Source organism: Roseospira navarrensis (genome assembly GCF_009601025.1).
Taxonomy (GTDB): Bacteria; Pseudomonadota; Alphaproteobacteria; order Rhodospirillales; family Rhodospirillaceae; genus Rhodospira; species Rhodospira navarrensis.
Genome location: NZ_WIVE01000059.1, coordinates 1 through 25,136, shown reverse-complemented (window position 1 = coordinate 25,136; position 25,136 = coordinate 1). Strand labels below are relative to the sequence as shown.

Sequence of the window (25,136 nt, the reverse complement as noted above, 5' to 3'; positions counted from 1 at the left end):
CTGGGCCACCACAGACCGCGTCTACATCAACATGGAAAACCGGGATGACTGAAGCGCCTCAGACCGAATTTCCATCCATCAGGTTGCTCAATCAAACTCTATTTTTGTTTGTATCCTGCCACATTCTGTGGCGATCGTCGTCGTGGCGAAAATAAAGAGTCAGGAGAGAGGGCATGGCCATAGAATTAAACGAAACGGACCACAAGGGACTGGACAATTTTCTTTCCCAGGTTCTGGATTGGCACGCTTCTGGAGAAATAGATAAACTCAGCGCGGTAGGCGTTATTGCACATGTATTTACGGCTGCGGCGATTGATAACGAAGGAGAAGTTAAGGGCTGGCTCAACAAGCCTGAGGTTCTCCTCAATTGGAAGAGGGATGGCGAGTAAGAAATTTCTCCACCGTTGACGGCGGATGTGATGCAGAATCGGCTTAAATTTTCCTGTGCTGACGCGGCGTGAAATTTCGCCCTTGACGCGAGGGGAAAACGCTTGGTACCCCTCTCACCATAGGACGTGTGTCCGCAACGAAGCCCGCCCCGGGGATGCCCGGCGGCGGGCTTTCCCGTTCCGGGGGTCTGCCATGCCGGTCGAAATCCAGCTGCACCAGAACCTCGACGCGGTGAAGCGCGAGATCGCGGACTTCTCCGACCGGCAGGTGCCGTTCGCCATCCGGCTGGCGCTGAATGCGACCGCCGTGGACGGCCGGGACCGCGTGCGGGACGAAATGACCCGGGTGTTCGACAGTCCGACGCGGTTCACGCTCAACAGCCTGTTCGTGCGCTTCGCCGGGCGCGACGTGCCCGAGGCCAGCGTCAACATCAAGGATTTCGCGCCCAAGGGCACGCCCGCGTTCAAGTACCTCGCGCCCCAGATTGCCGGGGGCGAGCGGCGGACCAAGCGGTTCGAGCGGGCGTTGCAGGCCGCCGGCGTGCTGCCGTCCGGCATGCTCGCGGTGCCCGGCTCGCGGGCCGACCTGGATGCCCACGGCAACATGAAGGGCGGGCAGATCACCAAGATCCTGTCCTCCCTGCGGGCATCCTCGGACCCCTACCAGAACCGGGGTGCCGGTCCAGGTCGCCGGACCCGGCGGGCCGACCGCTACTTCGCGGGCCAGTTCAACGGCGGGCCGGACGGCATCTGGCAGGTCAAGAACGACCACGCCCTGCCGATCATGCTGTTCGTGGATCGGGCGCGCTACCGGCCCCGCCTGCACTTCGCCGAATTGGTCCATGACACGGTCGACACCCGGTTCGGCGACCACTTCGCCGCGGCGCTCCGCCGCGCCCATGCCACCGCCCGGGACTGAGCGGGTCCCTCCGCCGCGACCCCAGAGACGGGCAGTTCGAACCGCGTCCCCTCGCGCGTGGGTGGGGGGTTGAAAAGGCTGAATTCACGGGGGCCGTGACATGAACTCGGGTGAAGTCATGCACGAGACCGTGACCAAGGGCGAGTTCGCCCAGATGATCGGGCGCGCGCCTTCGGCCATCAGCAACTGGATCGCCGCCGGCACGCTCTCCGGCGCGGCGCTGGCGGGCGAAGGCCGCTCGGCCAGGGTGGTGGTGCCCGAGGCCCTGCGCCAGCTCGGCATGAAGCTGGATGTCCGCCAGCAGATGGCGCAGGCCCGGCCGATCGAGACCCGGACGGGCACCAGTCCAGCCGTCACGCGCGGCGCGGTGGCGGATGCCCAGGAACGCCTCGCGGCGGCCAAGGCCGAGCGCGAGGAACTGGCGCTGATGCGCGAACGGGCCGAGGCCCGGGCGCGAAACGGCGACTGGTTGCCCACGGCCCAGGCTCGATCGGAATTCGCCGGCGTGCTGCACCAGGTCATCCGGACCACGGAAGTCTGGTTGCAGGTCGAGGCGCCCCAGGCGGTGCTGGCCTCGCTGATCCCGGACGACGTGGACGCCCTGGCCGAGCGGCTGGGCACCTCGGCGGCCACGGTGCGCGGCGTGCTGGCGGCTCTGGGGGTCGATCAGCGGGCCCTGGGCGTCACGCTGCGCGACGGCTACCGCGACCACCGGCGTCAGGTCGCCGCCAGAGCGGGCGTAGAGGCCGAGGCCGAACCGCCGTTCGTCCCCGAAGATGGGGCCGCGCCCGACCCAGAGGAAAGCGCGGACGCATAGGGATCATCCGGCATGGGCATCCAGTGGCACCCGCTCGCCAATCCCCGGCGCGTGGCGCTGGAGGTGCTGGCCTCGGCGATGACGCCGCCCCCGCCGGTCGATCTGCCGGCGTGGGCGGAACGCAACATCGAGTTCGGCAGCGAGAGTCCGTTTCCGGGCCCGTTCTCGCTGGACCGATTCCCGTTTTTCACACGCATTTTGGAGGTTCTGAGCCCGGATCACCCGGCGCCGTTCGTCGTGATGCGCAAGTCCGCCCAGATCGGCGGCACGGTGCTGGCCCAGGCGGCGGTGGCCGCCGTCTTGGACCTGGCCCCTTGCCACATGCTGTACATCCACCCGAACGCGGGCAACGCGAAGAAGTGGATGCGGCGCAAGTTCCGCCCGATGGTCAAGGGCACGCCGCGCCTGAATGCCGCCATGCGGCCCGAGGGGTCGCGCGTCGGGCATTCGGCGACGGCCTGGGAGCGGATCGACGAAGCCGGCTCGCTGCAATGCGCGGCGGCCGAGAGCCCGAATGACCTGTCCATGGCGTCCTACCCCTATCAGGTGCAGGACGATATCTCGAAATGGCCGCAGGACAACGGCGCCGGCGATCCGCTGTCGCAGGCGGACAGCCGCACGTCGAGCTTCATCAAGTTCGGCGGCAAGATTTTCCGCACATCGACGCCGCTGGTGTCGCCGGGGTGCCGGATCACCGACGCCTGGAAGGAAGGCACCCGCGAAACCTACCACGTGGCCTGTCCGCACTGCGACGGACTGCAGCCGCTGGAATGGGAGAACATGCTGGCGTCCACCACGGATGACGCCAACCCGCACTTCACGTGCCTCCACTGCGGCTGCGCACTGGAGGAACGGCACCTGCCGCTGATGATCGACCCCAAGCGTGGGGCGAAGTGGGTGGCGGAGAACCCGGCGGCCGGGTCCTACTGCATTTCGTTCGACCTGTGGGCCGCCTACACGGCCATCAAGGGTTGGCGCGACCTGTGGAAGGCATGGCTCCGGGCCAAAGGCGATCCGCGCGCCGAACAGGTGTTCTTCAACGACTGGCTTGGCCTGCCGTTCGTGGTGTTCGGCTCGGCGCCGGAGTGGGAAGCCCTGCGCGACCGCGCCGAAGACACAGGATTGCAGCGCGGCATCGTGCCGCCCCGGTATCCGACCCTGACCCAGGGCGTGGACTGCCAGGAAGACCGGATCGAGGTGCAGGTGACGGCCTGGGGGCCGCAGTTCCGGCGCTACGTCGTGGACTATGTCGTGATCGACAGCCCGATCACGGACGAAGAGGGGCAACGCCGTCTGACCGAACAGCTCAACCGGTCCTATCACGACGTCTGGGGCAACGAGCGGACCACCGACATGATGGCGGTGGACGCCAACGCCTACACCAACGACGTCCACGCTTGGCACCGCAAGCTGAAGTCCGGGCGCGTGATCCTGGTCCGGGGGCGCGGTGGGGACAACGTCCAGCCGCTGGAGCGGGTGAAGTGGGAGCGGAACGCCGCGGGCAAGGTCGTGAAGTCCTCGCGCCGCTGGTACAACGTCGGCGTGGCGGGCCTGAAGGCGTCCCTGTACGCGGCCCTCCGCAAGTCCGACCCACTGGACCTGGGGTATGTGGGCTTCGCGCGCGGCCTCGGTGATGCGTACTTCGAGGGCTTGACCTCTGAGGTCCGCAAGGAGGTCCGACGCAACGGCATGGTCGCCTGGCAGTGGATTCTACCGGCGGGCAAGCGCAACGAGCCGCTGGACACCGCCAACTACTGCTACGCCGCCGCGTTCAAGATGGGTGTGTTCGTGCGCTCGGACCCGGCCTGGGAACACCAGATCGCCGAACGGGATATCGAGGCGCCGGACGGACAGGCCGACCTGTTCGCTCGGCCGGATGGCCCCGCCCCGCCAGCAACGCCGGCGGATCCCGGCCGTCCGCCCCGGGCGCGGGGCTCGATGTCCGATCGTCTGGCCTGAGGATCGCCACCATGACCGATGTTGCCACGCTCCAGGGCCGCTTGGCGGACCTGGAAGCCACCAAGCACGCCCTGATGACGGGGAAATCCGTCGCGTCCGTCAGTCATGACGGCAAGGCGGTGACCTACAGCCGGGCCGATCTGGCCCAGCTCAATGCCGCGATCCTGGAAATTCGGGCGCAACTGGGCCTGACCCGGCGGCGGGCCTTCGGCGTGACGTTCTGACCGAGACTTTCTGACCCTTGGGGGCTGGCGATGACAATCCTGAACGCGGATGGCTCGCGGATGGTGCCTCAGGCCTCCGTCACGTCCTACCAGGCCGCCGACCCGATCAGCCAGGATCTGGCCGGGTGGCAGCCCCATCTCGGTTCGGCCGACGCCGATCTGCTGCCGGAGCGGGTGGATATCGTCGCCCGCATCCGCGACCTGGTGCGCAACAACGGCTGGGCATCGGGCGCGGTGCGCCGGGAACTCGACACGGTGATCGGCGCGGGCCTGCGGCTGTCCAGCAAGCCCGATTACCGCGCCCTCGGCCTGTCTGCCGACTGGGCGGCCGAGTGGTCGGACCGGGTGGAGGCACAGTGGCGCCTGTGGGCAGACGATCCGGCCCGTTGGTGCGATGCGACCCGGCACTACACGCTGGGCGGCCTCTTCGGCATGGCCTATCGGCACTACGTGATCGACGGTGACGCCCTGGCGGTGCTGCAGTGGCGGGACCATGGGGCCGGGTTCGCGACCACGGTGCGGGTGATCGATCCCGACCGGCTGTCGAACCCGCACGACACCATGGACACCGACACCCTGCGCGGCGGGGTGGAACTGGACGGCTGGGGGGCGGCCGCCGCCTATCACATCCGCAAGCGCCACCCGGGCGACTGGTTCACGCCGTCCCGCGATGCGTACGCCTGGGAACGCATCCCGCGCGAAACGCCGTGGGGACGGCCCGTCGTCGTCCATTTCTACGACAAGGAGCGGGACGAACAGTCGCGGGGCGTCGGGCGCCTGACGCCGGTCCTGGAGCGGCTGAAGATGCTCGACAAGTACGACAAGGTCGAGCTGCAGGCGGCGGTCCTGAACGCCATTCTCGCGGCGTTCATTGAGTCGCCGTTTGACCATTCGCTCCTGGAAGACGCCCTGGATGACGGCAAGCTGGCCAGCTACCAGGACCTGCGGTCAGACTTTCACACCAAGCGCGGCCTGACGCTGGGCGGCGTGCGGATTCCGACCCTGTTCCCGGGCGAGCGGATCGGGTTCCACACCGCCGCGCGACCCAATCAGGCGTTCGCGGCGTTCGAGGCCCAGGCCCTGCGCAACATCGCGGCCGGGACGGGCCTCAGTTACGAGCAACTGTCCACGGACTGGTCCCAGACCACCTACAGCAGCGCCCGCGCGGCCCTGCTGGAGACCTGGAAGACCATGGTCAGTCGGCGCACCGCGTTTGCGTCCGGCTTCTGCCAACCGATCTTCACGGCATGGCTGGAAGAGGCCATCGATACCGGGACGGTGCCGCTGCCGGCCGACGCACCGGACTTCCACCGGGCGCGCGCGGCCTACACCCGGTGCCGCTGGATCGGACCGCCCAGAGGGTGGGTCGATCCCGTCAAGGAACGCCAGGGTGCGCTGCTGGGCATCGCCGGCGGGCTTTCGACGCTGGAAGACGAGGCCGCCGAACAGGGCAAGGACTATCAGGAGGTCCTGGAACAACTGCGCATCGAGATGCGGGACATGCCCGAGGGCATCCTGCATCCCGCCGCGAAGGACTTTCAGGCACTGGTGGTGCCCCAACAGGGCGGCGGATCGTCGGACGAGCGCCCGCCCGACGGCCAGACATAGGACGGATCACCATGTTACCGAGCCTACGAGGCCCGGCGCTGCTGGCGCCGGAATGGGAGGGGTATGCGCGCGACGCGGTCGCACGCATGGCCGCCCTGAATGGCACCATTCCGGACGGGGCCACGGCGCTGGCCGGGGTGACGGGTACGAGGCGGCTCTATCCCGTCGTGGAGGGGGTCGCGGTGGTCGGCGTCTCCGGCCTACTGGTGCACAAGCTGGGGTTCATCGGCTGCGACTTCATCACCGGGTATGACGGCATCCGGGCGCAGCTCGCCCAGGCCTTCGCGGATCCCGAGGTGCGGGCCATCGTGCTGGATATCGACAGCGGTGGGGGCACGGTCGCGGGGTGTTTCGATCTGGTGGACTGGATCGTCGCGGCCAAGGCGGAGAGCGGCAAGACGGTGGCCGCCATCCTGTCGGAGGAAGCCTATTCCGCCGCCTACGCCATCGCCACGGCGGCGGACTCCATCGCCGTCCCACAGACCGGCGGCGTCGGGTCCATCGGCGCCGTCATCATGCACCTGGATATCAGCCGCCTGCTGGAGCACGACGGCGTGGCCGTCTCGCTGATCCATGCCGGACAGCACAAGGTCGATGGCAACCCGTTCCAGGCCCTGCCCGACACCGTGCGCGCGGACTGGCAGCGCGCGGTCGATGACACGCGCCGCCTGTTCGCGGCCGTGGTGGCCCGCAACCGGCAGGCGGCCGGGGCCGCCCTGACGGAACAGGACGCCCTGGACACCGAGGCCCGATGCCTGAAAGGGCCGACCGGCACCGCCGAAGCCGTCCGGATCGGACTGGCCGACGCGGTCATGCCCCCGGATGCGGCCTTCGCGGCCGTCCTTCACCACTTGGAGACGCACCCATGACTCGTTTCACGTTCGCCCATCAGGTGGGCGGCCGGAAGACCGGACCGCGCGCCGACCAGGACCAGGACCCCGCGGCCGAGGCCCCGGAGGACGAGGACCCGAAGGCCGAAGACGAAGCGCCCGAGGATGACACTGCCGAGGGGGACAATCCCGAGCCCGAGGACGCCGCGCCCGAGGATGAGGCCGCCGAGGATGAGGCGCCGCCGAAGGACAAGGAGGCCGCCAAGGCCTTCGCGGCCGGGCGGCGCGCCGAACGCGCCCGCTGCGCCGCCATCCTGGGCAGCAAGGCGGCCGCCGGAAACGTGGCGGCGGCCTGCGAGCTGGCCTTCAACACGGCCCTGCCGGCGAAGGAAGTCGTGTCGGTCCTCGCCACGCTCGGCCCGTCAAAAAAGGGCGCCGGCGGGCTCGCCAAAGCCATGGCCTCCCTGCCCGTGCCCGACGTGGGCAGCGACGGCCCGGCGGCCTCCGCCACGGGCCAGGGAACGCCCGCCAATCCCCTGGTGACCGCCTATGCGCGGCAGACCGGCAACCGGCCGCGTGGCCACCGCTAGGAGACTGATCCATGCTGGACGTTCAGACCTATGATCCGAACGAGCTGTTCACCGGCTCGTTCCCCCGCCACACCCAGCCCATGACCATCGCCGCCGGCCAGACGCTGGCGGCGTTGTCGGTTCTGGGGCGCGAGACCGACACGGGCGCCCTGAAGCTGTCCGACGCCGGCGCCGCCGACGGGTCGGAAACCCCCGTCGCCATCCTGCTGGCCGCCACCGACACCACGGGCGGCGCCGCGCAGGCCCCGGTCTATCTGGCCGGTTGCTTCAATCCCGAGCTGCTGGTCTTCGGCCCCGGCCATGATGCCGCGACCGTCAAGGCCGCGTTCCTGGGCACGCCGATGTTCCTGCGCGCGCCCCTCTGACGGAGTTCAGACTGATGACGACGATTAATCTGTTCACGACCCGTCAGATGATGGGCGTGTGGGAAGAGTACGACGCCCCCGGCACGCACTTCCTCGACCGCTATTTCCCGCGCCTCCAGACGTTCGACAGCGAGCTGGTCGATTTCGACGTGATCCAGAAGGGCGGCATGAAGCTGGCCCGGTTCGTGATGCCGACCGCCGCCGGCCGTCCGGTGCGCAGCAAGGGGTCGGTGACCAAGACCTTCAAGCCGGCCTACGTGAAGCCGCTGACCGAGGTCGATCCCAACCGCCCGCTGACCCGCCGGCCCGGGGAGCGGTACGGCGGCGACATGACCCCGGCGGAACGGCGCGCCGCCGTGGTGGCCGACATCCTTCTGGAACACCGGCTGCAGATCGTCCGCCGCAAGGAGTTCATGGCCGGCGAGATCCTGGCCACCGGCGCCGTCACGGTGGAGGGCGATGACTATCCCAAGGTCGTGGTGGACTTCGGCCGTGACGCCGCCCTCACCCAGGCCCTGACCGATACCGCCCGCTGGGGCGAAACGGGCGTTGACCCCGTCAAGACCCTGGAAGACAACGCCGCGCTGACCCAGGAGAAGTCCGGCCTGCCCGCGACCGAGGTCACGTTCTCGCCCACGGCCTGGACGGTGTTCCGCGCGAACGAGCGTGTGGAGCGGCTGCTGGACGTGCGGCGCCAGGCCAGTGGCGGGGCCGAGCTGGGCCCGATCGCGCGGGGCGGCCCCGACAAGCCCAAGCAGCGGTACGTGGGCACCATCGGCGACTTCGATTTCTGGGTCTATACCGACATCGCCGAGGCCCCCGACGGCAGTCCGCTGAAGCTGATGGCCGACTATCAGGTCATCCAGGCGGCGCCCCAGGTGGCCGGCGTGCAGGCGCATGGTGCCATTCGCGATCCGCGGGCCGGCTATCAGGCGCTGGAGTTCTTCCCGAAGAACTGGATCGAGGAAAATCCCTCGGCCGAGTTCGTGATGACCCAGTCGGCCCCGCTGGTGGTGCTGCCGCTGCCCAACGCCACCTGCAGCATCACGGTGCGGTGATGGCGGGCGGCAAGACGCGCCGGGTGGAGGCCCGGATCACGCTGGTGCGCGGTGACCTGGGCGGGCTCACCTCCATTCGCCCCGGCCAGACCGTGGACCTGCCCGCCGGTGAGGCCGAGGCCCTGATTTCGCGCGGGTTCGCGCGGGCAGCCTCGACCGAGACCGCCCCGCTGCCGAAGTCGGCGCCGCCCAAGAAGGTGCCGGACGGGGGCGACAATGGGATGGGATGACGTGGCGGACGCTCTGGCCGTCACGTGCCGCGACCACTTCGGCCGGCCGGTGACGGTTCAGACGCTCGACCCGGAAACAGGGGCTATCGGAGCCCCGTACGAAATCGTCGCCATCTTCGACCGCCCGGCCCACCCGGTGGACGCCGGCAACAGCGTGGCCGTGTCGGACAGCCGGCCCTGTCTGTGGCTGAGGCTGGCCGATTGTCTGGTGGAGCCGGAGTCCGGAGACCGGATCACCATCGACGGCGTCCCATGGACGGTGGCGGAAAAAGTCGAGGATGGGGCCGGCAATGCCCGCCTGTATCTGCATGAAGGGTGATCGGCCATGACGGTCCCACGCGCGGCCATCCGCCAGGCGGTCCAGCGGACGTTGCAGGGCCCTGATGACGGCGCTCCCCCGACGGACGCGGCGCGGAAGGTCTATGCCTCCCGCGCCACGCCCATCGCGCCTCGGCTGCTGCCGGCGATCCTGGTCTACACCCGGGATGAACGGCGCGACCGCGAGACGGGCGGCGGTGTGGTCCGGCGGGTCCTGGAGGTGATCGTGGAGATCGCCGCACACGGCGAGGCCGCCGACGATCAGGTGGACCGCCTGTCGTCCCAGGTCGAGGCCGCGCTGGACGCGGCGCCGACCCTGGACGGGGCGGTCGAGTCCATCACGTGGGACGCCACCGAAGCCGACTATGACGGCGAGGGATCGCAGACCCTGGCGGCGGCGCGCCTGACGTTCACGGCGGTCTACTTCACCGTGCCACCTGAGGAGGCCGAGGACCCGCTGCCGAGCGGGGTCTATGCCTCGTGGGCGCCGGATATCGGCATCCCGCACGAACCCGATTACGTCGATCTGGCGGACACGCCCCTGCCGGACGTCACACCCAACCTGGGATGGCCCTGATGGAACGGGAAGCCCCGAACCGCGACCTGACCGACCTGGAACGCCGGGTGGCGAACGTGGTGCGGTTCGGGGTCATCTCCGCCGCCGACTATGGCCGCGCCCGCGTGCGGGTGACGGCCGGCCGGATCACGACGGGATGGCTGCCGTTCGTGACCGCGCGGGCGCACGACCACGTGACCTGGTGCCCGCCGGAGGTGGGGGAACAGGTCGTGGTGGTCGCCCCGACCGGCGATCTGGCCCAGGGCGTCGTGATCGGCGCGGTCTATCAGGCCGCCCATGCGGCGCCGGAAGACCGGCCCACCATCGATCGCACGGTGTTCGCCGATGGCTCGACGGTCGCCTACGACCGCGAGGTCCACGCCTACACCCTGGAGGTGGTGGAGGCCGGACGCATCCGGCTGCAGGTCGGCCCGTCGTCTCTGGAGATCGACGCCGCCGGCATTCGCCTGCGAGCCCCGCGCATCGACCTGAACTGAGGACCACACCATGCCTGCCGTCACGCGGCTCGGTGACGTCTGCACCGGGCATGGGTGCTGGCCGCCGCGTCCATCGTCGGAGGCCTCGCCCAACGTCTACGCCAATGGGATCGCCGTCCACCGGGAGGGCGATGCCTGGGCGGCGCACACCTGCCCCGCCATTCCGGAGACACACGCCAGCGCGCTGGCCAGCGGCTCGCCAACGGTGTTCGCCAACAGCCGTGAGTTGGGCCGGATCGGCGACCCGGTGGCCTGCGGGTCAAGCGTGGCCGAGGGCAGTCCGGACGTGTTCGCGGGAGACTGACCATGCGCGGCATGAATGCCGGGACCGGCCGCGATTTGGGCGGGCTGGATCACTTGCGCCAGTCGGTCCGCGACATCCTGACCACGCGCATCGGCACCCGCGTCATGCGCCGGGAGTACGGCTCGCGTCTGCCTGACCTGGTGGACAACCCCATGACCCCGGTCCTGGCCATGGACCTGTTCGCGGCCACGGCCCAGGCGCTGCGGCAGTGGGAACCGCGCCTGAGTCTGACCCGGATCGGGATCACCGAGGCCGCACCGGGCCGCGTGACCCTGGCCCTGACCGGAGTCTACCGCCCGGACGGGCGAACCGTGACCATGGATGGCATCGTGTTGGAGGCCTCATGACCGGCATGCCCGTAATCGACCTGTCCGACCTGCCGTCCCCGGACGTCCTGCAGGGTCTGGACTACGAGGCCGAGGTGGCCGCGCTGCTGGCGGAGTTCCAGTCGCGCTATCCGGACCATTCGGCCGTGCTGGAAAGCGAGCCGATCATGAAGCTGGTGGAGGCGGCGGCCTATCGGCTGACGGTCAAGATGGCCGAATTCAACGACGGCGCGCGCGGCCTGATGCTGGCCTATGCGACGGGCACGACGCTCGACCATCTGGCGGCGTTGATGAACGTCCAGCGCCTCGTGGTCACGCCGGCGGACGACACCACCGATCCGCCGACCCCAGCCGTGATGGAGACGGACGCGGCCCTGCGCTATCGGGCGCAACTCGCCTGGGAGGGATTGTCCACGGCCGGGCCCGAGGGCGCATACCAATTCCACGCCCGCGAGGCCGACGGCCGTGTGCGCGATGTGGCGGTGGCGAGCCCCACGCCGGGCGATGTGGTCGTGACCATCCTGGGCCATGACGGCGACGGGACCGTCACCGCGCGAGAGACCGTCACCGACCTGGAGGTGACCCTGGCGCCGTCCTCTGCCGTGCTGCCGGGCGTCACCATCACGGACCTGGTGGTCACGGACGCCATCCTGGGCACCGATTACCGCTGGGACGCCGCGACCGGCACGGTCACCTGCATCGCCGGCGGCGGCATCCCGGCAGGCGCCACGATCACTGTCAGCTATGAGCGGGCGGGCGTGCTGGAGTTGGTCGCGGATCGGCTCGCCGACGATGACGTGCGGCCCCTGACGGATCAGGTGACTGTGCAGTCCGCCACCGCGATCCCGTATGCCGTCGCGGCCACGCTGTGGCTGTACGACGGTCCGGCAAGCGGCCCGGTGCTGACCGCCGCCGCCGAGGCGCTGTCGGCCACCGTCACCCGCCTGCACGCGCTGGGCCATGACGTGACGCTGTCCGCCCTCTATGCCGCGCTGCATCAGCCTGGGGTGCAGCGCGTGGACCTGACCGCGCCCGCCGCCGACATCATCGTCGGCCCGACCGAAGCGGCCTACTGCACCGACATGACCGTCACCCTGGGGGGCCGCGATGTCTGACCGCGTGACCACATGGCAGTCGCCCGACACCTGCCCCTGTGACCGGTATGTGTTGGTCCGGCACCACCGATCCACTCGGATCGCGCGGCGATGCCTGCACCCGCTGGGCGGGCCGGATGACACCTGGGAAGACCGGGACGGCGGCCGCCTGGGGCGGGTGTCGTGCTGGATGGATCTGCCGGCGCCGCCGGAGGAAGGCCGCGATGTCTGACGCGTCGGGCCTGCTGCCCCCCAACGCGACCCCCCTGGAGCGCGCCGCTGATACGGCCACGGGCGCCCGCGTTCAGGCGGTGGATTTCGCACCCATGCTCGGGCTGTGGGACCCGTGGCGCTGCCCGGCCGCGCTGCTGCCGTGGCTCGCGTGGGCGTGTTCGGTGGACGTCTGGGACGACACCTGGCCAGTGGCGACGCAACGCCGCGTCATTGCCGACAGCTACAGATCCACGCCGTGAAGGGCACCGTGGGGGCCGTCAAGCGCGCCCTGGCCAGCCTGGGCTACGACACGCGGCTGGTCGAGTGGCACCAGGAAGGCGGCGCCCCCTACACCTTCCGGATCGAGGTGGACGTGATGGGGCGCGCCGTCACCGACGCGACCTACGGGGAGATCGAGCGCACGGCGCTGCGGTCCAAGAATGTTCGGTCCCACCTCACGGGTCTGCGGGCCATCGGGCGGGTGTCCGGCCCCGCGTACCTGGGGGCCGTCTGCCTCGGGGGCGAGGAAACCACCATTCTGCCGTGGTCCCCGCCCGAAACCGAGGCCACCGGCCCTCTGTTTGTCGGCGGCGCCGTCGGCAGCGTCGAGGCCGTGACGATCTATCCGGCCGGGTATGACGCCGCGCCCGTGGCGCGCCCGTGGCTCTGTGAGGACGGGGTGCCGTGGGCCGACGAAGACGAAACGCCGTTGTGGTGGGAGTAAGAGATGGCTGAGGAACACCGCACGACGAGCGAATTTGACGCGCGCACCGCGCCCACGGCCGCCGATCAGGTGCCGGTGCTGGCCAACGGTCAAATGTGGCGCGTCACCGTCTCCGCCCTATGGTCGGCGGTATCGTCCGCCTGGGGCCGGTCCCTGGCCTTGGCTGCCGATGCCGCCGCCGGCCGGAGCCTGTTGGGCCTGGGCACGGCCGCCACCACGGCCGCGAGCGACTATGCCACGGCCGCGCAAGGTGCGCGCGCGGACACCGCGCTGCAACCGGGCGGGCTGGCCACCGTGGCCACCACAGGGGCGTATGGGGACCTGACCGGCCTTCCCACGCTCGGCACGGCCGCCCTGGCCAGCGTGGACGCCTTCGATCCCGCCGGATCGGCGGCGGGCGCCGTCTCCGCCCATGCGACCACGTTCAACCACACCACCCTGCCCACGGCCGATCAGGCCGCCGCGCTTGCGGGCGCCAACGCGCCGGACGCCGGCAACGTGTTTGCCACCATGGCGGATATCGGGGCCTCGGGCGGCGGCACGGTCACCAGTGTGAGCATCACCGGCGCCGACGGCATCCAGGTGGCCAGCGGCTCGCCCGTCACCACGTCCGGGACCATCGCCCTCGGACTCGACACCGCCGCCCTGGCCACGCATTTGGGCCTGGGCACGGCCGCGACCACGGCCGCGAGCGATTACGCCACGGCCGCCCAGGGTGCGCGCGCGGACTCCGCGCTGCAACCGGGCGGGCTGGCCACCGTGGCCACCACCGGCGCCTATGGCGACCTGATCGGCCGGCCGACCCTGGGCACCGCCGCCGGCGCCGCCGTCGCGGACTTCGCGACCGCTGCCCAGGGCGGGCGGGCGGACAGCGCGATCCAGCCCGGCGGCAACGCCGCGCTGGCCCTGATCGACTACACCCTGGCGCGGTTCGCGGTGACGGCCGCAAATGTGGCCACCGCACACACGGTCGCCCTGTCGGACGGGGAATATCAGGCCCTGACCCTGACCGCCGACATCGCCCTGACCCTGCCCGACCCGCCGGCCGGGCGTGGGTATTCGATCACGCTGCGGCTGATCCAGGACGCCACGGGCGGCCGCACGCCGACCCTGCAACAGGCCGACGCGACCGTCGCGAAGTGGGTCGGCGGCGCCGCCCCCACCTGGCAGACGGCCGCCGGCGCGGGCGATCTGGTTGCGGTCACCCACGACGGCGCGGACCTGATCGCCGCCCATATCGGGAGTGTGTCGTAATGCTCGGCAACGCGACCCTGAGAGCGGTCCCCGTCGCGGCGGTTCCGCCCGTCGGCGGGACGGCCCCCGCTTACCATCCAGACGACATCGCCGCCGGGTACACCTACAACCCGAACCCGGCGCCGATCCCCCTGCCGGGCAACATCCAGGGTGGCGACCGACTCTTCATCTGGCTCCAGAGCGACCAGAGCGGCGGGGCCGTCTCCACCCTCCCGGCCGGCTGGTCCTCCCTGGTGAGCGGCACCATCGACGGACACGGGTGTGCCCTGCTGACCCGCGTAGCCGACGGCGCCGAGGGGACGACCGTCATGGTCGATCTGTTCGCGGCGAAAGGCACCGCGTATGTGGTCTGGCGTGTCTCAGGCGGGGGGGCGCCTGTCGTGGCCATGGTGCAGAGCGAGGCGCGGGTGACGTCCATCACCGCGCCCGAGGTCACCGGCCCCACGGGCCCCGCCCTGGCCGTCGCGCTCGCCGCCATCGGGCAGTATTCGCCCGATGTGCTGACCGCGCCGTCCGGATATGGGGACCTGCACCAGGGCGTTCAGTCCTTCACCGGCCTGGCCGCCGCTGCCTTCCGCGAAGTATCGGACGGCGCCGCCGGCGGCGGGTCCTGGACCTGGACGACCGAGAACCCGGTCTATGCCGTCACCCTCCTGGTGCCGGGGGTGTGACGCCATGACCGGAATCCGCCTCCAGCCCTCGCCCGAGGCCCCCGAGGTGGTGCAGGACCTGATCCCCCGGCTGCGCGGCACGCCGACGCGCGATCTGCACCATCATGACGCGCTGCGCTCATGGTCCACCGGCCGAGGCCTCGGGACGTGGCGGATGATCGACTACCTGGCCGCCGTCGCCGGGTGCCGGCTGGTGCTGGTGCCCGATCCGGATGCCGCCCGCCGCGCGGCCGATTACCAGCCGCGCGGCTGGGGCGCCAACCGCTAGGAGCGTGTAATGTCCGAAGATTTTCGAGTTTACCAGACGGACACAGGGCGGGCCAAAATTGCCAATGCCCTGGTGTACGGCCAGCCGGTGGAGATTACCCACATGGCTGTCGGCGACGGCGGCGGTGCGGATATCGTGCCGGATACCGCAATGACAGCCTTGGTCCGCGAGACCTATCGGTCCGCGATTGAGACCCTGGAGGTGGACGCGAACAACCCGGCGTGGGTCACCATTCAGATGGTCATCCCCTCGACCGTCGGCGGCTGGTACGTCCGCGAGGTGGGGCTGTTCGACGCTGCGGGCGACCTGATTGCCATCGCGCGGTATCCCAGCAGCTACAAGCCCGTCGTCGAGGAGGGGGCCGCAAAGGACATGACGATCAAGCTTGTCCTGGAGGTCAGTAATAGCGCAGCGATCACCCTGATCGCCGATACCAGCGTGATCGTGGCCACCCGCCCGTGGGTGCTGTCGCAGCTTCCCGGGCCCGCCACGACCGAGGTGCGGGGCATCGTCGAACTGGCCACGTCGGCCGAATGCGCCGCCGGCACCGACACCGAGCGCGCCGTCACGCCCTCGGGCCTGTCGGCCGCCCTGGACGCCCGCATGGACGACCTGACCTTGCCCGTCTGGACCGTCTCGGGCCTCGACCTGTCCCCGGCCGCCGGCGCCGAAACGGTGGCCGTGACGATCAGCCCGGGATGGTGCATGGCCGCCCTCGGGGACCGCGCGCCCCTGACCCTGGAGACGCCGCTCACCAAGCGCATGGATGCGGGGTGGTCGGCCGGGAATGGGGCCGGGGGCCTGGACGCGGGCGCGGTCGCGGCGGGCACGCGCTATGCCGTGTGGCTCATCACCGACACCGGCGGGGCCCTCGACGCCCTGATCTCCACCGACTTCGCCGCTCCCACGGCTCCGGCCGGCTGGACCGCGCGCCGCCGCGTCGGAACGCTGGTGACGGACGGCGCCGGAGGCCTGCGCCCCTGGGTCCAGTGGGGATCGCGCGTCGAGTGGGAGCCGGCGGACTGGGACGTGGCGGTGTCGGTCGCGGCGGGCGCGGACGCGGTGGCCGACCTGCCGGTGCCGCCCCTGCCCGGGACCCTGGTCGCCATGGACCTGGACGTCTCACCCGACAGCGGCCTTCACGAGAACGTCGGCGTGATGGCGCGGCCCAACGACTCTACCACCCGGGGCGTCACGATCGCGATTGATGCCGGGTCGTCCGGGCTATTCGGCTCCCTCGACGGGATCGCCGCCTCGGGAGACCTGACCCTGTCCGACGGCACGGTCTCCCTGTCCCACACCCTGGCCACGGACCCCGCCACGGTCCGTGTCCGCTGCCAAGGCTTCACCGATCCGCGCGACAGGGGGATTTGATATGCCTTTCGTGACGAGAGACCAGACCGGCCGGATCATCCGGCAATCGTCCATGGCCACGCCCGGGGCGGAGTGGCTGCCGGAGGATCACGCCGATCTGGCGCCCGGCCTCGCCCGGGCCCGGATCGAGGCCGCCACCGCCATCGACCGCGCCGCCGAGGCCGTGCGCCTGACCTACGTCACCGCTGGGGACGGGCAGGCCGCCGAATACCGCCTGACGGCCGAAGAGGCCGCCCGCGCCCGCGTGGTCCTCAACGCCGGTGGCACCCTGGACCCGGCCGACTATCCGCACCTGGACGCGGAAGTCCGGGCCGGCGGTGCTGCCTCGCTGGCCCAGGCCGTCGCCCTGGTCGAGGCCCAGTCCGAGGCCTGGTCCACGATCAGCGCGGACATCAAGCAGGTGCGCCGCGCCGGCAAGCTGGCCGTCGCCGCTGCCGCCGACCTGGCTGCCATCGAGGCCGCCCGTGACCAGGCGCTAGCCGCTCTGGCCACCCTGCACGCCCCCAACCCGTGAGGAGATGAGACGATGGGAGAACAGTTCCTGCATGGTACGGAGGTCGTCGAGGTCTCCGACGGCATCCGTCCGATCCGCACCGCCGCCAGCGCCATCATCGGTCTGATCGGCACCGCGCCCGACGCGGATGCCGCCGCGTTCCCGCTCGACACCCCGGTGCTGCTGATCGGGCAGCCGCGCAAGGCCGCCCTGCTGGGCGCGGCGGGCACGCTCAAGGATGCCCTCGACGGCATCTGGGACCAGGGCAGCGCCACTGTCGTCGTGGTCCGGGTCGAGGAGGGCGTGGATCAGGCCGCGACGCTGTCCAACATCATCGGCGACCGCACGCTGTTGACCGGCGTGCATGCGTTCACGGCGGCGCGGTCGGTGGTGGATACCACGCCGCGCATCCTGGTGGCCCCGGGCTACACCGGCATGCGGCCCACGGGCGTGTCGGGCATCACCGTGAGCGCGGGTGGGTCGGGCTACGATCAGGCCACGACCACGGTGACCCTCACCGGCGACGGCGCCGGCGCCGAGGCCACGGCCGTGGTGACGGATGGGGCCATCACCGGCATCACCATCACCCGCGCCGGTATCGGCTATACCACCGCGCCCACCGTCTCGATTTCGGGCGACGGGACCGGGGCCTCGGCCACGGCGGCCGTGGGCACCGTCGGCAATCCCGTGGTGGCCGAACTGCTGGGGATCGCCCCCCGCCTGCGCGCCGTCATCCTGGCCGACGGTCCGTCCACCACGCCGGAGGATGCGGCCACGTATCGGGGTGACTGGGGCAGCGACCGCGTCTACATCGTCGCGCCCCACGTGCAGGTCTGGGACACCGACCTCGACGGCGCCGTGGACCAGCCGGCCAGCGCCCGGGCGGCGGGCGTCATCAGCCGCATGGACCGGGAGAAGGGCTTCTGGTGGTCGCCCAGCAACCAGGTGATCGCCGGCATCGTCGGGACCTCGCGGCCCGTCGGCTGGTCGATGGGGGATCCGAACTCCGAGGCCAACTGGCTGAACGAGCGCGAGATCACCACCATCATCCGCCGCGAGGGGTTCCGGCTGTGGGGCAACCGTACCACCAGCGCCGATCCGCTGTGGGCCTTCCTGTCCGTCCGGCGCACCGCCGACATGGTCTACGACGCCGTCGAAGCGGCGTTCCTGTGGGCCATGGACCGTCCGCTGTCGCCGCAGTTGGTGCTCGACATCCAGGAGAGCGTCAACGCCTACCTGCGCGCCCTGAAGGCGCGCGGCGCGATCTTGGGCGGGCGTTGCTGGCTTGATCCGGAGTTGAACACGCCGGCCGACCTGATGGCCGGGCACCTGACGCTCGACTTCGACATCGAACCGCCGGCCCCCATGGAGCGCCTGACGTTCCGCGCCCACCGTGAGGCCGGGTACTACACCGAGCTGGTCGAGGCGGTGATCCGCGAGGCGGCCTGACGGTTCAATCGGCCCTTTGGGCCTCCGCCGCGTCGCGGCGCCGGCGCGGTCGCGCCGGTCGCCTGACGAAAGACCTCAGGCGGTATGACGGGAGACACCAAGATGGCAAGTCTGGCCAAGAAGCTGAAGGCGTTCACCCTGTATCTGGATGGTGTGGGGTATGCCGGGCGCGTCGATGAACTGACGCCCCCGAAGCTCACCCTCAAGACCGAGGAATACCGCGCCGGCGACATGGACGCGCCCATGGACCTCGACATGGGCCAGGAGAAGCTGACCCTGGAGGCCAGCGTCGGCGAATACGACAGCGCTCTGTGGCGCCAGTGGGGCCTGTCGGAAGGACAGCAGGTCGCCTGCATTCTGCGCGGCAGCCAGGGGCACGGCGTGAATGAGGAGCCGGTGGTCCTGACCTGTCGCGGCATGGTCACCGAGATCGACCCCGGCGGCTGGAAGGCCGGCGATGCCACGGGCTGCAAGCTGACCCTGTCGCTGATGTACTACCGCGTCGAGATCAACGGCCTGATGGACATCGAGATCGACGTGCTCGGTGCCGTCCGCCGCGTGGGCGGTGTGGACGTGCTGGCCGCCCGCCGCCGCAACCTCGGACTGGAGTAACGGACGATGACCGACACGAAAAAGACCGACGCGCCCGATCCGGCCCCGGCCGATGACGGCACCCGCAGGGTTAAGCTGCCCCGGCCCCTCACGGTCGAGGGCATGGGCCGGATCACCGACCTGACGCTGCGCCCGCCGGTCGCCCGTGACCTGTACCGGGTGTCGCTGGTGGACCTGGCCACGTCGCAGATCGGACCCCTGATGGAGATCGGATCGCGCATCCACACGCCGCGCCTGCCGCCGGATGTGTGGTCCGCGCTGGACCTCGCGAACACGCTGGCGATCACGGGCACGGTCGGGGGTTTTTTCGCCGATCTGGCCCCGGATCTGGGGCTGGATCTGTACGCTCTGGCGGCGACGGGGAGCCCGTCGAGCACGTAGAGGACCTGATGGCCGATGTCGCCGCGTGCTGGCACTGGCCGCTCGCGGACCTGGAGCGCCTGAGCCTGTGGGACCTGCTGGACTGGCGGGCGCGGGCGGTCGAGCGGCGGGCCTGGCCCGTGCCGGTGGTCCTTGTGAGTGGCCGGTAAGTGACCTGAGAGAGGGTCACCATACCGGCGCGACCGCGCCGGCGGCCCGAAGGGCCGGAGCCCCGTGAGGCGCGAAGCGCCGAACTGGGGCGATCAAAAGGTAAAATCCCATGTCCGACCTCAATCTCGCGCTGACGATCAAGCTCCTGGACCGCGCGACGGCCCCGCTGAAGGGCATCGGCCGGGCCATGCAGGGGCTTGGCCGGCGGAGCCAGGATCTGGGTGGCGACCTGGGGCGGCTCAAGCGGCAGCAGGGCGCCATCGACACCTTCCGAAAGCTGAAGGAGCGCCTGGATCAATCGGCCGACGCCATGACAGCGGCCAAGGCGCGCGCCGAAACGCTCGGGCGGGAATTGACGGCGACCCGCAAACGGGCGGCCGCGATGGGCGACACGTCCGCCGAGACGGCCGAGACCATCGCCCAGTTGGAGCGGCGCCTCGCCGCCGCACGGGAGGCGGCCCGCCGCGCCGCGGACGGGCACCGGTCGCTGGCGGAGCGCACCGAACAGGCGCGACGCGGCCTGCGCGACCTGGACCTGTCGGCCGACAGGCTGGCCGATGCCCAGCGTGATGTGACCCGCCGGACACGGGAAGCCACCGCAGCCCTGGCCCGACAGGCCGAACAGGCCGCCGTCGCCCAGCGCCGCACCGAAGCCCTGGCCCGTGCGCGCGAACGCCTCGGCCGCGACATGATGCGCGCCGGCGGCGTCGGCGCGGCTGGGTATGGCATGATGCACGCCGGGCGGATGGGCCTGGGGCTCGCACAGACGCATATGGATTTCGAGCGCCAGATGGGGCGTACGGCGGCCCGGGTTCGGGACATCACCGAGGCCCAGCGGGTAGCGTTGAGCGAACAGGCCCAGGCCCTCGGCCGCGCGACGGAGTTCACGGGTGTGCAGGCGGCGCAGGGCCAGGAGAAGCTGGCCCAGGCCGGCTATACGCCGGAGGAAATCGTGGCGGCCATGCCGGACGTCCTGGATCTGGCCATCGCCGGCGATCTGGACCCGCGCGAGGCGGCCGACATCGCATCGAACATCGGCACGCCGTTCGGTCTGCTGGCGGATCAGTTCGGGCGTGTGGGCGACAGCCTGACCAGCGTATCGTCGTCCGCCAATGTGGACGTGCGAATGCTGGGCGAGACGATGAAATACGCCGCGCCCGTGGCATCCGACCTGGGGGTCTCGCTGGAGCTGGTGGCCGCACAGGCCGGCGTCCTCGGGAACGCCGGCATCCAGGGGTCCATGGGTGGCACGGTGCTCCGGGCCATGATGCAGCGGTTGGCCGCGCCAACGGGTGATGCGGCGAAACGGCTGAAGACGCTGGGCGTCGAGTTCGAGGATGCCCAGGGCAACATGCTGGCCTACGAGGTGGTGCTGCAGCGGCTGGCGGCCGCCACCAGGACCATGGGGACAGCGGAACGCGCGGACACCATGAAAGCGCTGTTTGGCGAGGAGGCCACGGCCGGCGCCTCAGTGATCCTGAATGCTCTGGATGAAGTGGCCCGTCTGACCGCGCAGCAGGGGGCGGACAGGGGGATCGCCCATCGCCAGGCCGAGCGCATCAGTGACGATCTGCAGGGTGACGTCAACGAACTGTATTCCGCCGCCGATGGTCTGAAGAAGGCCGTCGGTGGTGCCATGGACCCGGTGTTGCGGTCGGTCGCGCAGGGGCTGACAGAGGTCCTGAACGGCATCACCGATTGGACCAAGGCCAATCCCGAACTCACCGCCACCCTGGGCAAGGTGGCTGCCACCGCCGCGTTGGTGGTGACAGGCGTGGGCGGGATCGCCATGGCCGCCGGTGGGGTGCTGGTCCCTCTCGCGGTCATGAAATGGGCCACCACGACGTTGGGTCTGAAGGCCGGCCTGCTGGGCGGCGCCCTGCGCGCCGTGGCCAAGGCCGGGCCGCTGGTCGCCGGCGCGTTCCGGGCCCTGAGTGTGGCCCTGGTCGCGACCCCCATCGGCTGGGTGGTCCTGGCTGCCGCCGCCCTGGCCGGGGTTGCATACGCGATCTATCAGAACTGGGACCAGATCGGGGCATGGTTCCAGCGGAAATGGGACCGTGTGAAAGCGGCGTTCGAGGATGGCCTGCTGAACGGCATTCTCACGTACCTTGATGAGTTCAACCCCGTCGCCCTGCTGGCCGACGCTGTCAACGGTATGGTGCAGTGGCTGTTTGGCGTGGACCTCTTCGAGGTCGGCACGGAGTGGATGGGCAGGCTGCGCGACGGGTTCGCATCCGTCCTGGACGACATCAAGGCTTGGTTCGGGCGGCGGATCGCCGACATCGTGGGCATTTTACCCGAGTGGCTGCAGGAAGAGCTGGGCTTCGCGCCCGCCGGCGACGCGGCCGCCTCCACGGCCCAGGCCGGGCCACCCGAGGGCGCCCCCATGGCCTCCGACGCTGCTGGCCGACCGGTCCAGGTGCCGTCCCGGTTCGCGGGTCGCCAGCCCTATGCCGACGCCATCCCCACGCCGATCGACACCGCCGCCATGCTGGACGCCCTGGCGCCCATGCCGGCGGGCGGGCCGGTCTCGGCCAGCGCCGGTGGTCTTCAACCGTTCCCCGTGGGACCGACGACGCAAACCGTGGACAACAGCACCGTCGTGTCCGTGACCGTGCCGCCCGGCAGCGATGTCTCGGCCATCGCCGCCGCTGTGGCGCGGGAACTGGAACGCCGCCAGCGCGGAGCCCTCCATGACCTCGACTGACGTGCTCCTGGGCCTGGGCGACGACATCCGGTTCAGCGTCGCCACCGCCGCCCACCAGACCCTGCGCCGGCGGACCGAATACCGCTGGCCGCAGCAGGACCGCCTGGGCGCGCGCCCGGCCCGCCAGTTCATGGGTCCGGGGACGGAGACCATCACGCTGGACGGTGTCATCCACCCGCTGGACCTGCGCCTGTACCCCGCCGGCGACGGCTGGGATCAGGTCCCCCGCCTGCGCGCCGTGGCGGCCGCCGGCGCGCCGCTGCTGATGACCTCCGGCCTGGGCGAGGTGCTGGGCTGGTGGGTCATCACGGATATCGAGGAGACCCAGGCCGTCGGCTGGCGCGGGATGGCCCGCACCATCGAGTTCCGCCTGGAGTTGGCGCACTACGGCAGTGAAGGACCCGCCGCACCATGATCGAGCTCCGCAGCCGCCAGGGCGACACCGTGGACCTGATCTGCCGCCGGGCCTATGGCCGAGAGACGGCTGAGACCGTCGCGGCGGCGCTGGACACCAACCCGGGCCTCGCCGCGCTGGGGCCGATCCTGCCCGTCGGCACCGTGGTCCGGCTGCCCGATCCGCCGTCGGCCCCGCCGCGCCGGGCCGTCGTCCGGCTGTGGGACTGAGACCATGCCCGGACCGCTCGACCGCCCCCGCTGGACCCCCGATTGGCGTCTGTCCGTCTCCGGCCAGGACATCACGCCCCGTGTCCGCCCGGTGTTGTTTAGCCTGTCGGTGACCGACAACCTGCAGGCCGACAGCGACGAACTGGACCTGCGCCTGGACTGGCGCGACCGCGCCATCGCCGTCCCGCGCCGGGGCGCCTCCCTCGCGCTGGCGATCGGCTGGCGCGAAACCGGGCTGGTGGACATGCCGGCCTTCACCGTCGATGAAGTTCAGTACGGCAACCAGGGGCAGGGCCTGACCATGACCATCCGGGGCCGCGCCGCCGATCTGCGCGGCCCGCTGCGCGCCCCCCGGTCCCGGTCATTCGGGGCCGCCACCCTCGGCGACCTGGTCCACCGCATCGCGGCCGACAACGGTCTGACGGCGGTGGTTGCCCCCGATCTGGCCGGGCTGACCATCGGTCATGTGGATCAGGCGGCCGAATCGGATCTCCACCTGATCGCCCGCCACGTCCGCCCGCTGGGCGCCGCCCTGAAGGTGGCCGACGGTCGCCTGGTGGTGACCCGCGTCGGCGCCGGGATCAGCGCCGGCACCGGCCGCCCTCTGGACGGGGAGACCGTCCGCCATGACGAGGCCCTGACGTGGTGGGTCACGGCGCAGGACCGCGCGGGGGCGTCATCCGTCGCGGCACCGCGCCACGACCTGGACGCGGGCGTTACCACCTGGGAGGTGGTCGCGGGCGACGGCGACGGCCCGCCGGTGGAGGTGCGATACGGCGCGCCCGGTCCGGCCCAGGCCCAGGCCCGCGCCGCCGGGACCGCCCAGGACGCCGGCCGGCGCAAGGAGACCCTGCGCCTCACGCTGGAAGGCCGCCCGGCCCTGATGGCCGGCGGAGACCTGATCCTGGAGGGCTTCGGCGACGAGACCGACGGCCGCTGGGCCATTCAGAGTGTCACGCACCGCCTCGACGTCTCGGGCTTCCGGTCGGAGGTCGAGGCCGAAACCCCGCCCCCGGCCACGGCCGCCGCCGGCAGCGCCACCGCCGCGCCGGGCGCGGCCGCCGTGCCCGGCTGGCGGGTCGTGGAGACGGAAGACGGTGTGCAGGTCATCGGCCTGGACGGCAGCCCGCTGGACGCGGCCGCCACGGCCGAAGCGGCGGGGGCGTGATGCGGGGATCAGTCGCAGGTGGCGTAGATGCCGTGATCCAGGGCCAGGGCCTCGACAGTGTTGGCGGCATCCAGGCTGCCGAAGGCGTCGATCAGGACCGGGTACCAGCGGCGCTGGAACGCGGCCTCTCGGGCCTCGACCTGCTGGCTCATGGCCTCCATGGTGTTCATCCACGACAGCGTGACGGGATCGACCCGGCCCGTGACGTCCCGTTCAACCCACCGGGCCATGTACGTCAAGCCGGTGGGCGCGTCGCTTTCTCGGTCCACGATTTCGAGCGTGGCGCCGGGCGGCACCTGGATCAGGCCGGCGATGTCGTCCAGCATCTCTTCGAGCGTGCGCCCGTCGCGGGGCGGGGCCGGATTGAGGACGCTTTTCTCCTTCAGGACGACGGTATCCCCAGGCTGCAGCGCCTCGTTTGGGTTGGCGCCGACCCCTTCGGCGGTCAAGGCCGCGCTGATGGCCTGCTTCTCCTTCAGCGCCGCGCACCAGCGGTCCCGCAGCTCCGCCGTCCACTCAGGTCCCTGTTCGGTGGACGCGGCCTGCGGCGGCGTTCCGGGGGCCGCCGCGTCCGCTGTGACCTCCCGCGCCGTCTGCAGCGCCTCGTCCGGGATCACCAGGGCGCCGATGGTGGGGATCAGCATCACGGCCAGGGTGTACACGACCAGCACCTGCCAGCGGGCGCGCATGAACGCCCAGCGCGGGCGGGCCAGGCCCAGCAGCAGCAGGGCCAGCGCGGTGATGGTCAGAAGCAGGATGGCGGACAGCATGACGGGGGCTCCTCCCTTGGGTGCAAAGGCCGCCGATCCTGCCACACGCGCCCGGGCCGTTCATGCCAAAAACGCCCGATTAAATTGCCATGCCGCCTTGCGCAAAAGCGCTGCTGTGACGAGGTAACCGGTATGGCACACGGTCAGAATTCGGGGATATATCCAGATTTTTCGATACATATCGGGATTTA

At 70.6% G+C, this 25,136-nt stretch carries 31 protein-coding genes and 1 pseudogene; 31 read left to right on the top strand and 1 reads right to left on the bottom strand.

Annotated features, from left to right (window positions below):
* Positions 1 to 173 precede the first annotated feature (173 nt).
* The 31 genes and pseudogenes from GHC57_RS15320 to GHC57_RS15165 all read left to right on the top strand — a co-directional run bounded on the left by GHC57_RS15320 (position 174) and on the right by GHC57_RS15165 (position 24,175).
* Positions 174 to 389 carry a hypothetical protein gene (locus GHC57_RS15320; protein ID WP_153345826.1) on the top strand — a complete coding sequence of 72 codons (216 nt, stop codon included), beginning with the start codon at positions 174 to 176 and terminating at the stop codon, positions 387 to 389.
* 193 nt (positions 390 to 582) lie between these two features.
* Entirely contained in the window at positions 583 to 1,308 is a 726-nt protein-coding gene (locus GHC57_RS15315) for a hypothetical protein (protein WP_153345824.1), read from the top strand.
* A gap of 100 nt (positions 1,309 to 1,408) precedes the next feature.
* Complete coding sequence (locus GHC57_RS15310; RefSeq protein ID WP_153345822.1) at positions 1,409 to 2,125, top strand: hypothetical protein; 717 nt, start codon at positions 1,409 to 1,411, stop codon at positions 2,123 to 2,125.
* Positions 2,126 to 2,137: 12 nt separating this feature from the next.
* Entirely contained in the window at positions 2,138 to 4,084 is a 1,947-nt protein-coding gene (locus GHC57_RS15305; protein WP_153345820.1) for a phage terminase large subunit family protein, read from the top strand.
* A gap of 11 nt (positions 4,085 to 4,095) precedes the next feature.
* On the top strand, positions 4,096 to 4,308 hold the full coding sequence (gene gpW / locus GHC57_RS15300) for a gpW family head-tail joining protein (RefSeq protein ID WP_153345818.1): 213 nt from the start codon (positions 4,096 to 4,098) through the stop codon (positions 4,306 to 4,308).
* A gap of 30 nt (positions 4,309 to 4,338) precedes the next feature.
* Complete coding sequence (locus GHC57_RS15295) at positions 4,339 to 5,916, top strand: phage portal protein (RefSeq protein ID WP_153345816.1); 1,578 nt, start codon at positions 4,339 to 4,341, stop codon at positions 5,914 to 5,916.
* Between the two features lie 11 nt (positions 5,917 to 5,927).
* A complete protein-coding gene (locus tag GHC57_RS15290; RefSeq protein WP_153345814.1) occupies positions 5,928 to 6,785 on the top strand; it encodes a S49 family peptidase in 858 nt (285 codons plus the stop codon).
* The gene (locus GHC57_RS15285; protein ID WP_153345812.1) at positions 6,782 to 7,336 is read left to right on the top strand and encodes a hypothetical protein; all 555 of its coding nucleotides are present in this window, start codon (positions 6,782 to 6,784) and stop codon (positions 7,334 to 7,336) included. Before GHC57_RS15290 ends, GHC57_RS15285 begins: the two co-directional genes overlap by 4 nt.
* Before the next feature lie 11 nt (positions 7,337 to 7,347).
* Positions 7,348 to 7,701, top strand: a complete 354-nt coding sequence (locus tag GHC57_RS15280; protein ID WP_153345810.1) for a head decoration protein — start codon at positions 7,348 to 7,350, stop codon at positions 7,699 to 7,701.
* 14 nt (positions 7,702 to 7,715) lie between these two features.
* Positions 7,716 to 8,759 (top strand): major capsid protein, encoded by a 1,044-nt coding sequence (locus GHC57_RS15275; protein ID WP_153345809.1) that lies wholly within the window; start codon positions 7,716 to 7,718, stop codon positions 8,757 to 8,759.
* A complete protein-coding gene (locus tag GHC57_RS15270) occupies positions 8,759 to 8,989 on the top strand; it encodes a hypothetical protein (RefSeq protein WP_153345807.1) in 231 nt (76 codons plus the stop codon). The genes GHC57_RS15275 and GHC57_RS15270 overlap by 1 nt, the downstream gene beginning before the upstream one ends.
* On the top strand, positions 8,976 to 9,308 hold the full coding sequence (locus GHC57_RS15265; protein WP_211369215.1) for a head-tail joining protein: 333 nt from the start codon (positions 8,976 to 8,978) through the stop codon (positions 9,306 to 9,308). The genes GHC57_RS15270 and GHC57_RS15265 overlap by 14 nt, the downstream gene beginning before the upstream one ends.
* 6 nt (positions 9,309 to 9,314) lie before the next feature.
* Positions 9,315 to 9,884, top strand: coding sequence for a hypothetical protein (locus GHC57_RS15260; protein ID WP_153345803.1), 570 nt, complete (start codon positions 9,315 to 9,317; stop codon positions 9,882 to 9,884).
* Positions 9,884 to 10,360, top strand: coding sequence for a phage baseplate assembly protein V (locus GHC57_RS15255; RefSeq protein ID WP_153345801.1), 477 nt, complete (start codon positions 9,884 to 9,886; stop codon positions 10,358 to 10,360). Before GHC57_RS15260 ends, GHC57_RS15255 begins: the two co-directional genes overlap by 1 nt.
* A gap of 10 nt (positions 10,361 to 10,370) precedes the next feature.
* Positions 10,371 to 10,664 (top strand): PAAR domain-containing protein, encoded by a 294-nt coding sequence (locus GHC57_RS15250; protein WP_153345799.1) that lies wholly within the window; start codon positions 10,371 to 10,373, stop codon positions 10,662 to 10,664.
* A gap of 2 nt (positions 10,665 to 10,666) precedes the next feature.
* A complete protein-coding gene (locus tag GHC57_RS15245; protein ID WP_153345797.1) occupies positions 10,667 to 11,011 on the top strand; it encodes a GPW/gp25 family protein in 345 nt (114 codons plus the stop codon).
* Positions 11,008 to 12,105: a baseplate assembly protein gene (locus GHC57_RS15240; protein WP_153345795.1), complete on the top strand. Its 1,098-nt coding sequence runs from the start codon at positions 11,008 to 11,010 to the stop codon at positions 12,103 to 12,105. The genes GHC57_RS15245 and GHC57_RS15240 overlap by 4 nt, the downstream gene beginning before the upstream one ends.
* Before the next feature lie 47 nt (positions 12,106 to 12,152).
* A pseudogene (locus tag GHC57_RS20575) lies at positions 12,153 to 13,021 on the top strand (phage tail protein I).
* Positions 13,022 to 13,024: 3 nt separating this feature from the next.
* The gene (locus GHC57_RS15225; RefSeq protein ID WP_153345789.1) at positions 13,025 to 14,275 is read left to right on the top strand and encodes a hypothetical protein; all 1,251 of its coding nucleotides are present in this window, start codon (positions 13,025 to 13,027) and stop codon (positions 14,273 to 14,275) included.
* Positions 14,275 to 14,946, top strand: a complete 672-nt coding sequence (locus GHC57_RS15220) for a hypothetical protein (RefSeq protein ID WP_153345787.1) — start codon at positions 14,275 to 14,277, stop codon at positions 14,944 to 14,946. Before GHC57_RS15225 ends, GHC57_RS15220 begins: the two co-directional genes overlap by 1 nt.
* 4 nt (positions 14,947 to 14,950) lie before the next feature.
* Positions 14,951 to 15,214: a hypothetical protein gene (locus GHC57_RS15215; RefSeq protein WP_153345785.1), complete on the top strand. Its 264-nt coding sequence runs from the start codon at positions 14,951 to 14,953 to the stop codon at positions 15,212 to 15,214.
* A 9-nt stretch (positions 15,215 to 15,223) separates the two neighbouring features.
* Positions 15,224 to 16,588: a phage tail protein gene (locus tag GHC57_RS15210; protein ID WP_153345783.1), complete on the top strand. Its 1,365-nt coding sequence runs from the start codon at positions 15,224 to 15,226 to the stop codon at positions 16,586 to 16,588.
* A 1-nt stretch (position 16,589) separates the two neighbouring features.
* Positions 16,590 to 17,102: a hypothetical protein gene (locus GHC57_RS15205; RefSeq protein WP_211369214.1), complete on the top strand. Its 513-nt coding sequence runs from the start codon at positions 16,590 to 16,592 to the stop codon at positions 17,100 to 17,102.
* Positions 17,103 to 17,114: 12 nt separating this feature from the next.
* Positions 17,115 to 18,530, top strand: coding sequence for a phage tail sheath C-terminal domain-containing protein (locus tag GHC57_RS15200; protein ID WP_153345779.1), 1,416 nt, complete (start codon positions 17,115 to 17,117; stop codon positions 18,528 to 18,530).
* A gap of 102 nt (positions 18,531 to 18,632) precedes the next feature.
* The gene (locus GHC57_RS15195) at positions 18,633 to 19,142 is read left to right on the top strand and encodes a phage major tail tube protein (RefSeq protein WP_170294912.1); all 510 of its coding nucleotides are present in this window, start codon (positions 18,633 to 18,635) and stop codon (positions 19,140 to 19,142) included.
* 6 nt (positions 19,143 to 19,148) lie between these two features.
* Complete coding sequence (locus GHC57_RS15190; protein WP_153345776.1) at positions 19,149 to 19,523, top strand: hypothetical protein; 375 nt, start codon at positions 19,149 to 19,151, stop codon at positions 19,521 to 19,523.
* Between the two features lie 8 nt (positions 19,524 to 19,531).
* Positions 19,532 to 19,672: a GpE family phage tail protein gene (locus tag GHC57_RS15185; protein WP_153345774.1), complete on the top strand. Its 141-nt coding sequence runs from the start codon at positions 19,532 to 19,534 to the stop codon at positions 19,670 to 19,672.
* 110 nt (positions 19,673 to 19,782) lie between these two features.
* Positions 19,783 to 22,383, top strand: coding sequence for a phage tail tape measure protein (locus tag GHC57_RS15180; protein WP_153345772.1), 2,601 nt, complete (start codon positions 19,783 to 19,785; stop codon positions 22,381 to 22,383).
* Positions 22,370 to 22,798 (top strand): phage tail protein, encoded by a 429-nt coding sequence (locus tag GHC57_RS15175; protein WP_170294911.1) that lies wholly within the window; start codon positions 22,370 to 22,372, stop codon positions 22,796 to 22,798. The genes GHC57_RS15180 and GHC57_RS15175 overlap by 14 nt, the downstream gene beginning before the upstream one ends.
* A complete protein-coding gene (locus tag GHC57_RS15170) occupies positions 22,795 to 23,007 on the top strand; it encodes a tail protein X (protein WP_153345768.1) in 213 nt (70 codons plus the stop codon). Before GHC57_RS15175 ends, GHC57_RS15170 begins: the two co-directional genes overlap by 4 nt.
* A gap of 4 nt (positions 23,008 to 23,011) precedes the next feature.
* Positions 23,012 to 24,175 (top strand): phage late control D family protein, encoded by a 1,164-nt coding sequence (locus GHC57_RS15165; RefSeq protein ID WP_153345766.1) that lies wholly within the window; start codon positions 23,012 to 23,014, stop codon positions 24,173 to 24,175.
* Between the two features lie 8 nt (positions 24,176 to 24,183).
* Here GHC57_RS15165 and GHC57_RS15160 read toward each other — a convergent pair whose 3' ends face one another.
* The gene (locus GHC57_RS15160) at positions 24,184 to 24,945 is read right to left on the bottom strand and encodes a hypothetical protein (protein WP_153345764.1); all 762 of its coding nucleotides are present in this window, start codon (positions 24,943 to 24,945) and stop codon (positions 24,184 to 24,186) included.
* Positions 24,946 to 25,136 lie beyond the last annotated feature (191 nt).

Coding starts and splice junctions, on each gene's coding strand:
- GHC57_RS15175 (WP_170294911.1), top strand. CDS start 22,370: ATGACCTCGACTGACGTGCTCCTGGGCCTGGGCGACGACATCCGGTTC.
- GHC57_RS15315 (WP_153345824.1), top strand. CDS start 583: ATGCCGGTCGAAATCCAGCTGCACCAGAACCTCGACGCGGTGAAGCGC.
- GHC57_RS15165 (WP_153345766.1), top strand. CDS start 23,012: ATGCCCGGACCGCTCGACCGCCCCCGCTGGACCCCCGATTGGCGTCTG.
- GHC57_RS15280 (WP_153345810.1), top strand. CDS start 7,348: ATGCTGGACGTTCAGACCTATGATCCGAACGAGCTGTTCACCGGCTCG.
- GHC57_RS15295 (WP_153345816.1), top strand. CDS start 4,339: ATGACAATCCTGAACGCGGATGGCTCGCGGATGGTGCCTCAGGCCTCC.
- gpW (WP_153345818.1), top strand. CDS start 4,096: ATGACCGATGTTGCCACGCTCCAGGGCCGCTTGGCGGACCTGGAAGCC.
- GHC57_RS15285 (WP_153345812.1), top strand. CDS start 6,782: ATGACTCGTTTCACGTTCGCCCATCAGGTGGGCGGCCGGAAGACCGGA.
- GHC57_RS15215 (WP_153345785.1), top strand. CDS start 14,951: ATGACCGGAATCCGCCTCCAGCCCTCGCCCGAGGCCCCCGAGGTGGTG.
- GHC57_RS15170 (WP_153345768.1), top strand. CDS start 22,795: ATGATCGAGCTCCGCAGCCGCCAGGGCGACACCGTGGACCTGATCTGC.
- GHC57_RS15270 (WP_153345807.1), top strand. CDS start 8,759: ATGGCGGGCGGCAAGACGCGCCGGGTGGAGGCCCGGATCACGCTGGTG.
- GHC57_RS15205 (WP_211369214.1), top strand. CDS start 16,590: ATGCCTTTCGTGACGAGAGACCAGACCGGCCGGATCATCCGGCAATCG.
- GHC57_RS15290 (WP_153345814.1), top strand. CDS start 5,928: ATGTTACCGAGCCTACGAGGCCCGGCGCTGCTGGCGCCGGAATGGGAG.
- GHC57_RS15260 (WP_153345803.1), top strand. CDS start 9,315: ATGACGGTCCCACGCGCGGCCATCCGCCAGGCGGTCCAGCGGACGTTG.
- GHC57_RS15225 (WP_153345789.1), top strand. CDS start 13,025: ATGGCTGAGGAACACCGCACGACGAGCGAATTTGACGCGCGCACCGCG.
- GHC57_RS15305 (WP_153345820.1), top strand. CDS start 2,138: ATGGGCATCCAGTGGCACCCGCTCGCCAATCCCCGGCGCGTGGCGCTG.
- GHC57_RS15275 (WP_153345809.1), top strand. CDS start 7,716: ATGACGACGATTAATCTGTTCACGACCCGTCAGATGATGGGCGTGTGG.
- GHC57_RS15160 (WP_153345764.1), bottom strand. CDS start 24,945: ATGCTGTCCGCCATCCTGCTTCTGACCATCACCGCGCTGGCCCTGCTG.
- GHC57_RS15195 (WP_170294912.1), top strand. CDS start 18,633: ATGGCAAGTCTGGCCAAGAAGCTGAAGGCGTTCACCCTGTATCTGGAT.
- GHC57_RS15255 (WP_153345801.1), top strand. CDS start 9,884: ATGGAACGGGAAGCCCCGAACCGCGACCTGACCGACCTGGAACGCCGG.
- GHC57_RS15220 (WP_153345787.1), top strand. CDS start 14,275: ATGCTCGGCAACGCGACCCTGAGAGCGGTCCCCGTCGCGGCGGTTCCG.
- GHC57_RS15240 (WP_153345795.1), top strand. CDS start 11,008: ATGACCGGCATGCCCGTAATCGACCTGTCCGACCTGCCGTCCCCGGAC.
- GHC57_RS15180 (WP_153345772.1), top strand. CDS start 19,783: ATGTCCGACCTCAATCTCGCGCTGACGATCAAGCTCCTGGACCGCGCG.
- GHC57_RS15250 (WP_153345799.1), top strand. CDS start 10,371: ATGCCTGCCGTCACGCGGCTCGGTGACGTCTGCACCGGGCATGGGTGC.
- GHC57_RS15265 (WP_211369215.1), top strand. CDS start 8,976: ATGGGATGGGATGACGTGGCGGACGCTCTGGCCGTCACGTGCCGCGAC.
- GHC57_RS15310 (WP_153345822.1), top strand. CDS start 1,409: ATGAACTCGGGTGAAGTCATGCACGAGACCGTGACCAAGGGCGAGTTC.
- GHC57_RS15190 (WP_153345776.1), top strand. CDS start 19,149: ATGACCGACACGAAAAAGACCGACGCGCCCGATCCGGCCCCGGCCGAT.
- GHC57_RS15200 (WP_153345779.1), top strand. CDS start 17,115: ATGGGAGAACAGTTCCTGCATGGTACGGAGGTCGTCGAGGTCTCCGAC.
- GHC57_RS15245 (WP_153345797.1), top strand. CDS start 10,667: ATGCGCGGCATGAATGCCGGGACCGGCCGCGATTTGGGCGGGCTGGAT.
- GHC57_RS15210 (WP_153345783.1), top strand. CDS start 15,224: ATGTCCGAAGATTTTCGAGTTTACCAGACGGACACAGGGCGGGCCAAA.
- GHC57_RS15185 (WP_153345774.1), top strand. CDS start 19,532: ATGGCCGATGTCGCCGCGTGCTGGCACTGGCCGCTCGCGGACCTGGAG.
- GHC57_RS15320 (WP_153345826.1), top strand. CDS start 174: ATGGCCATAGAATTAAACGAAACGGACCACAAGGGACTGGACAATTTT.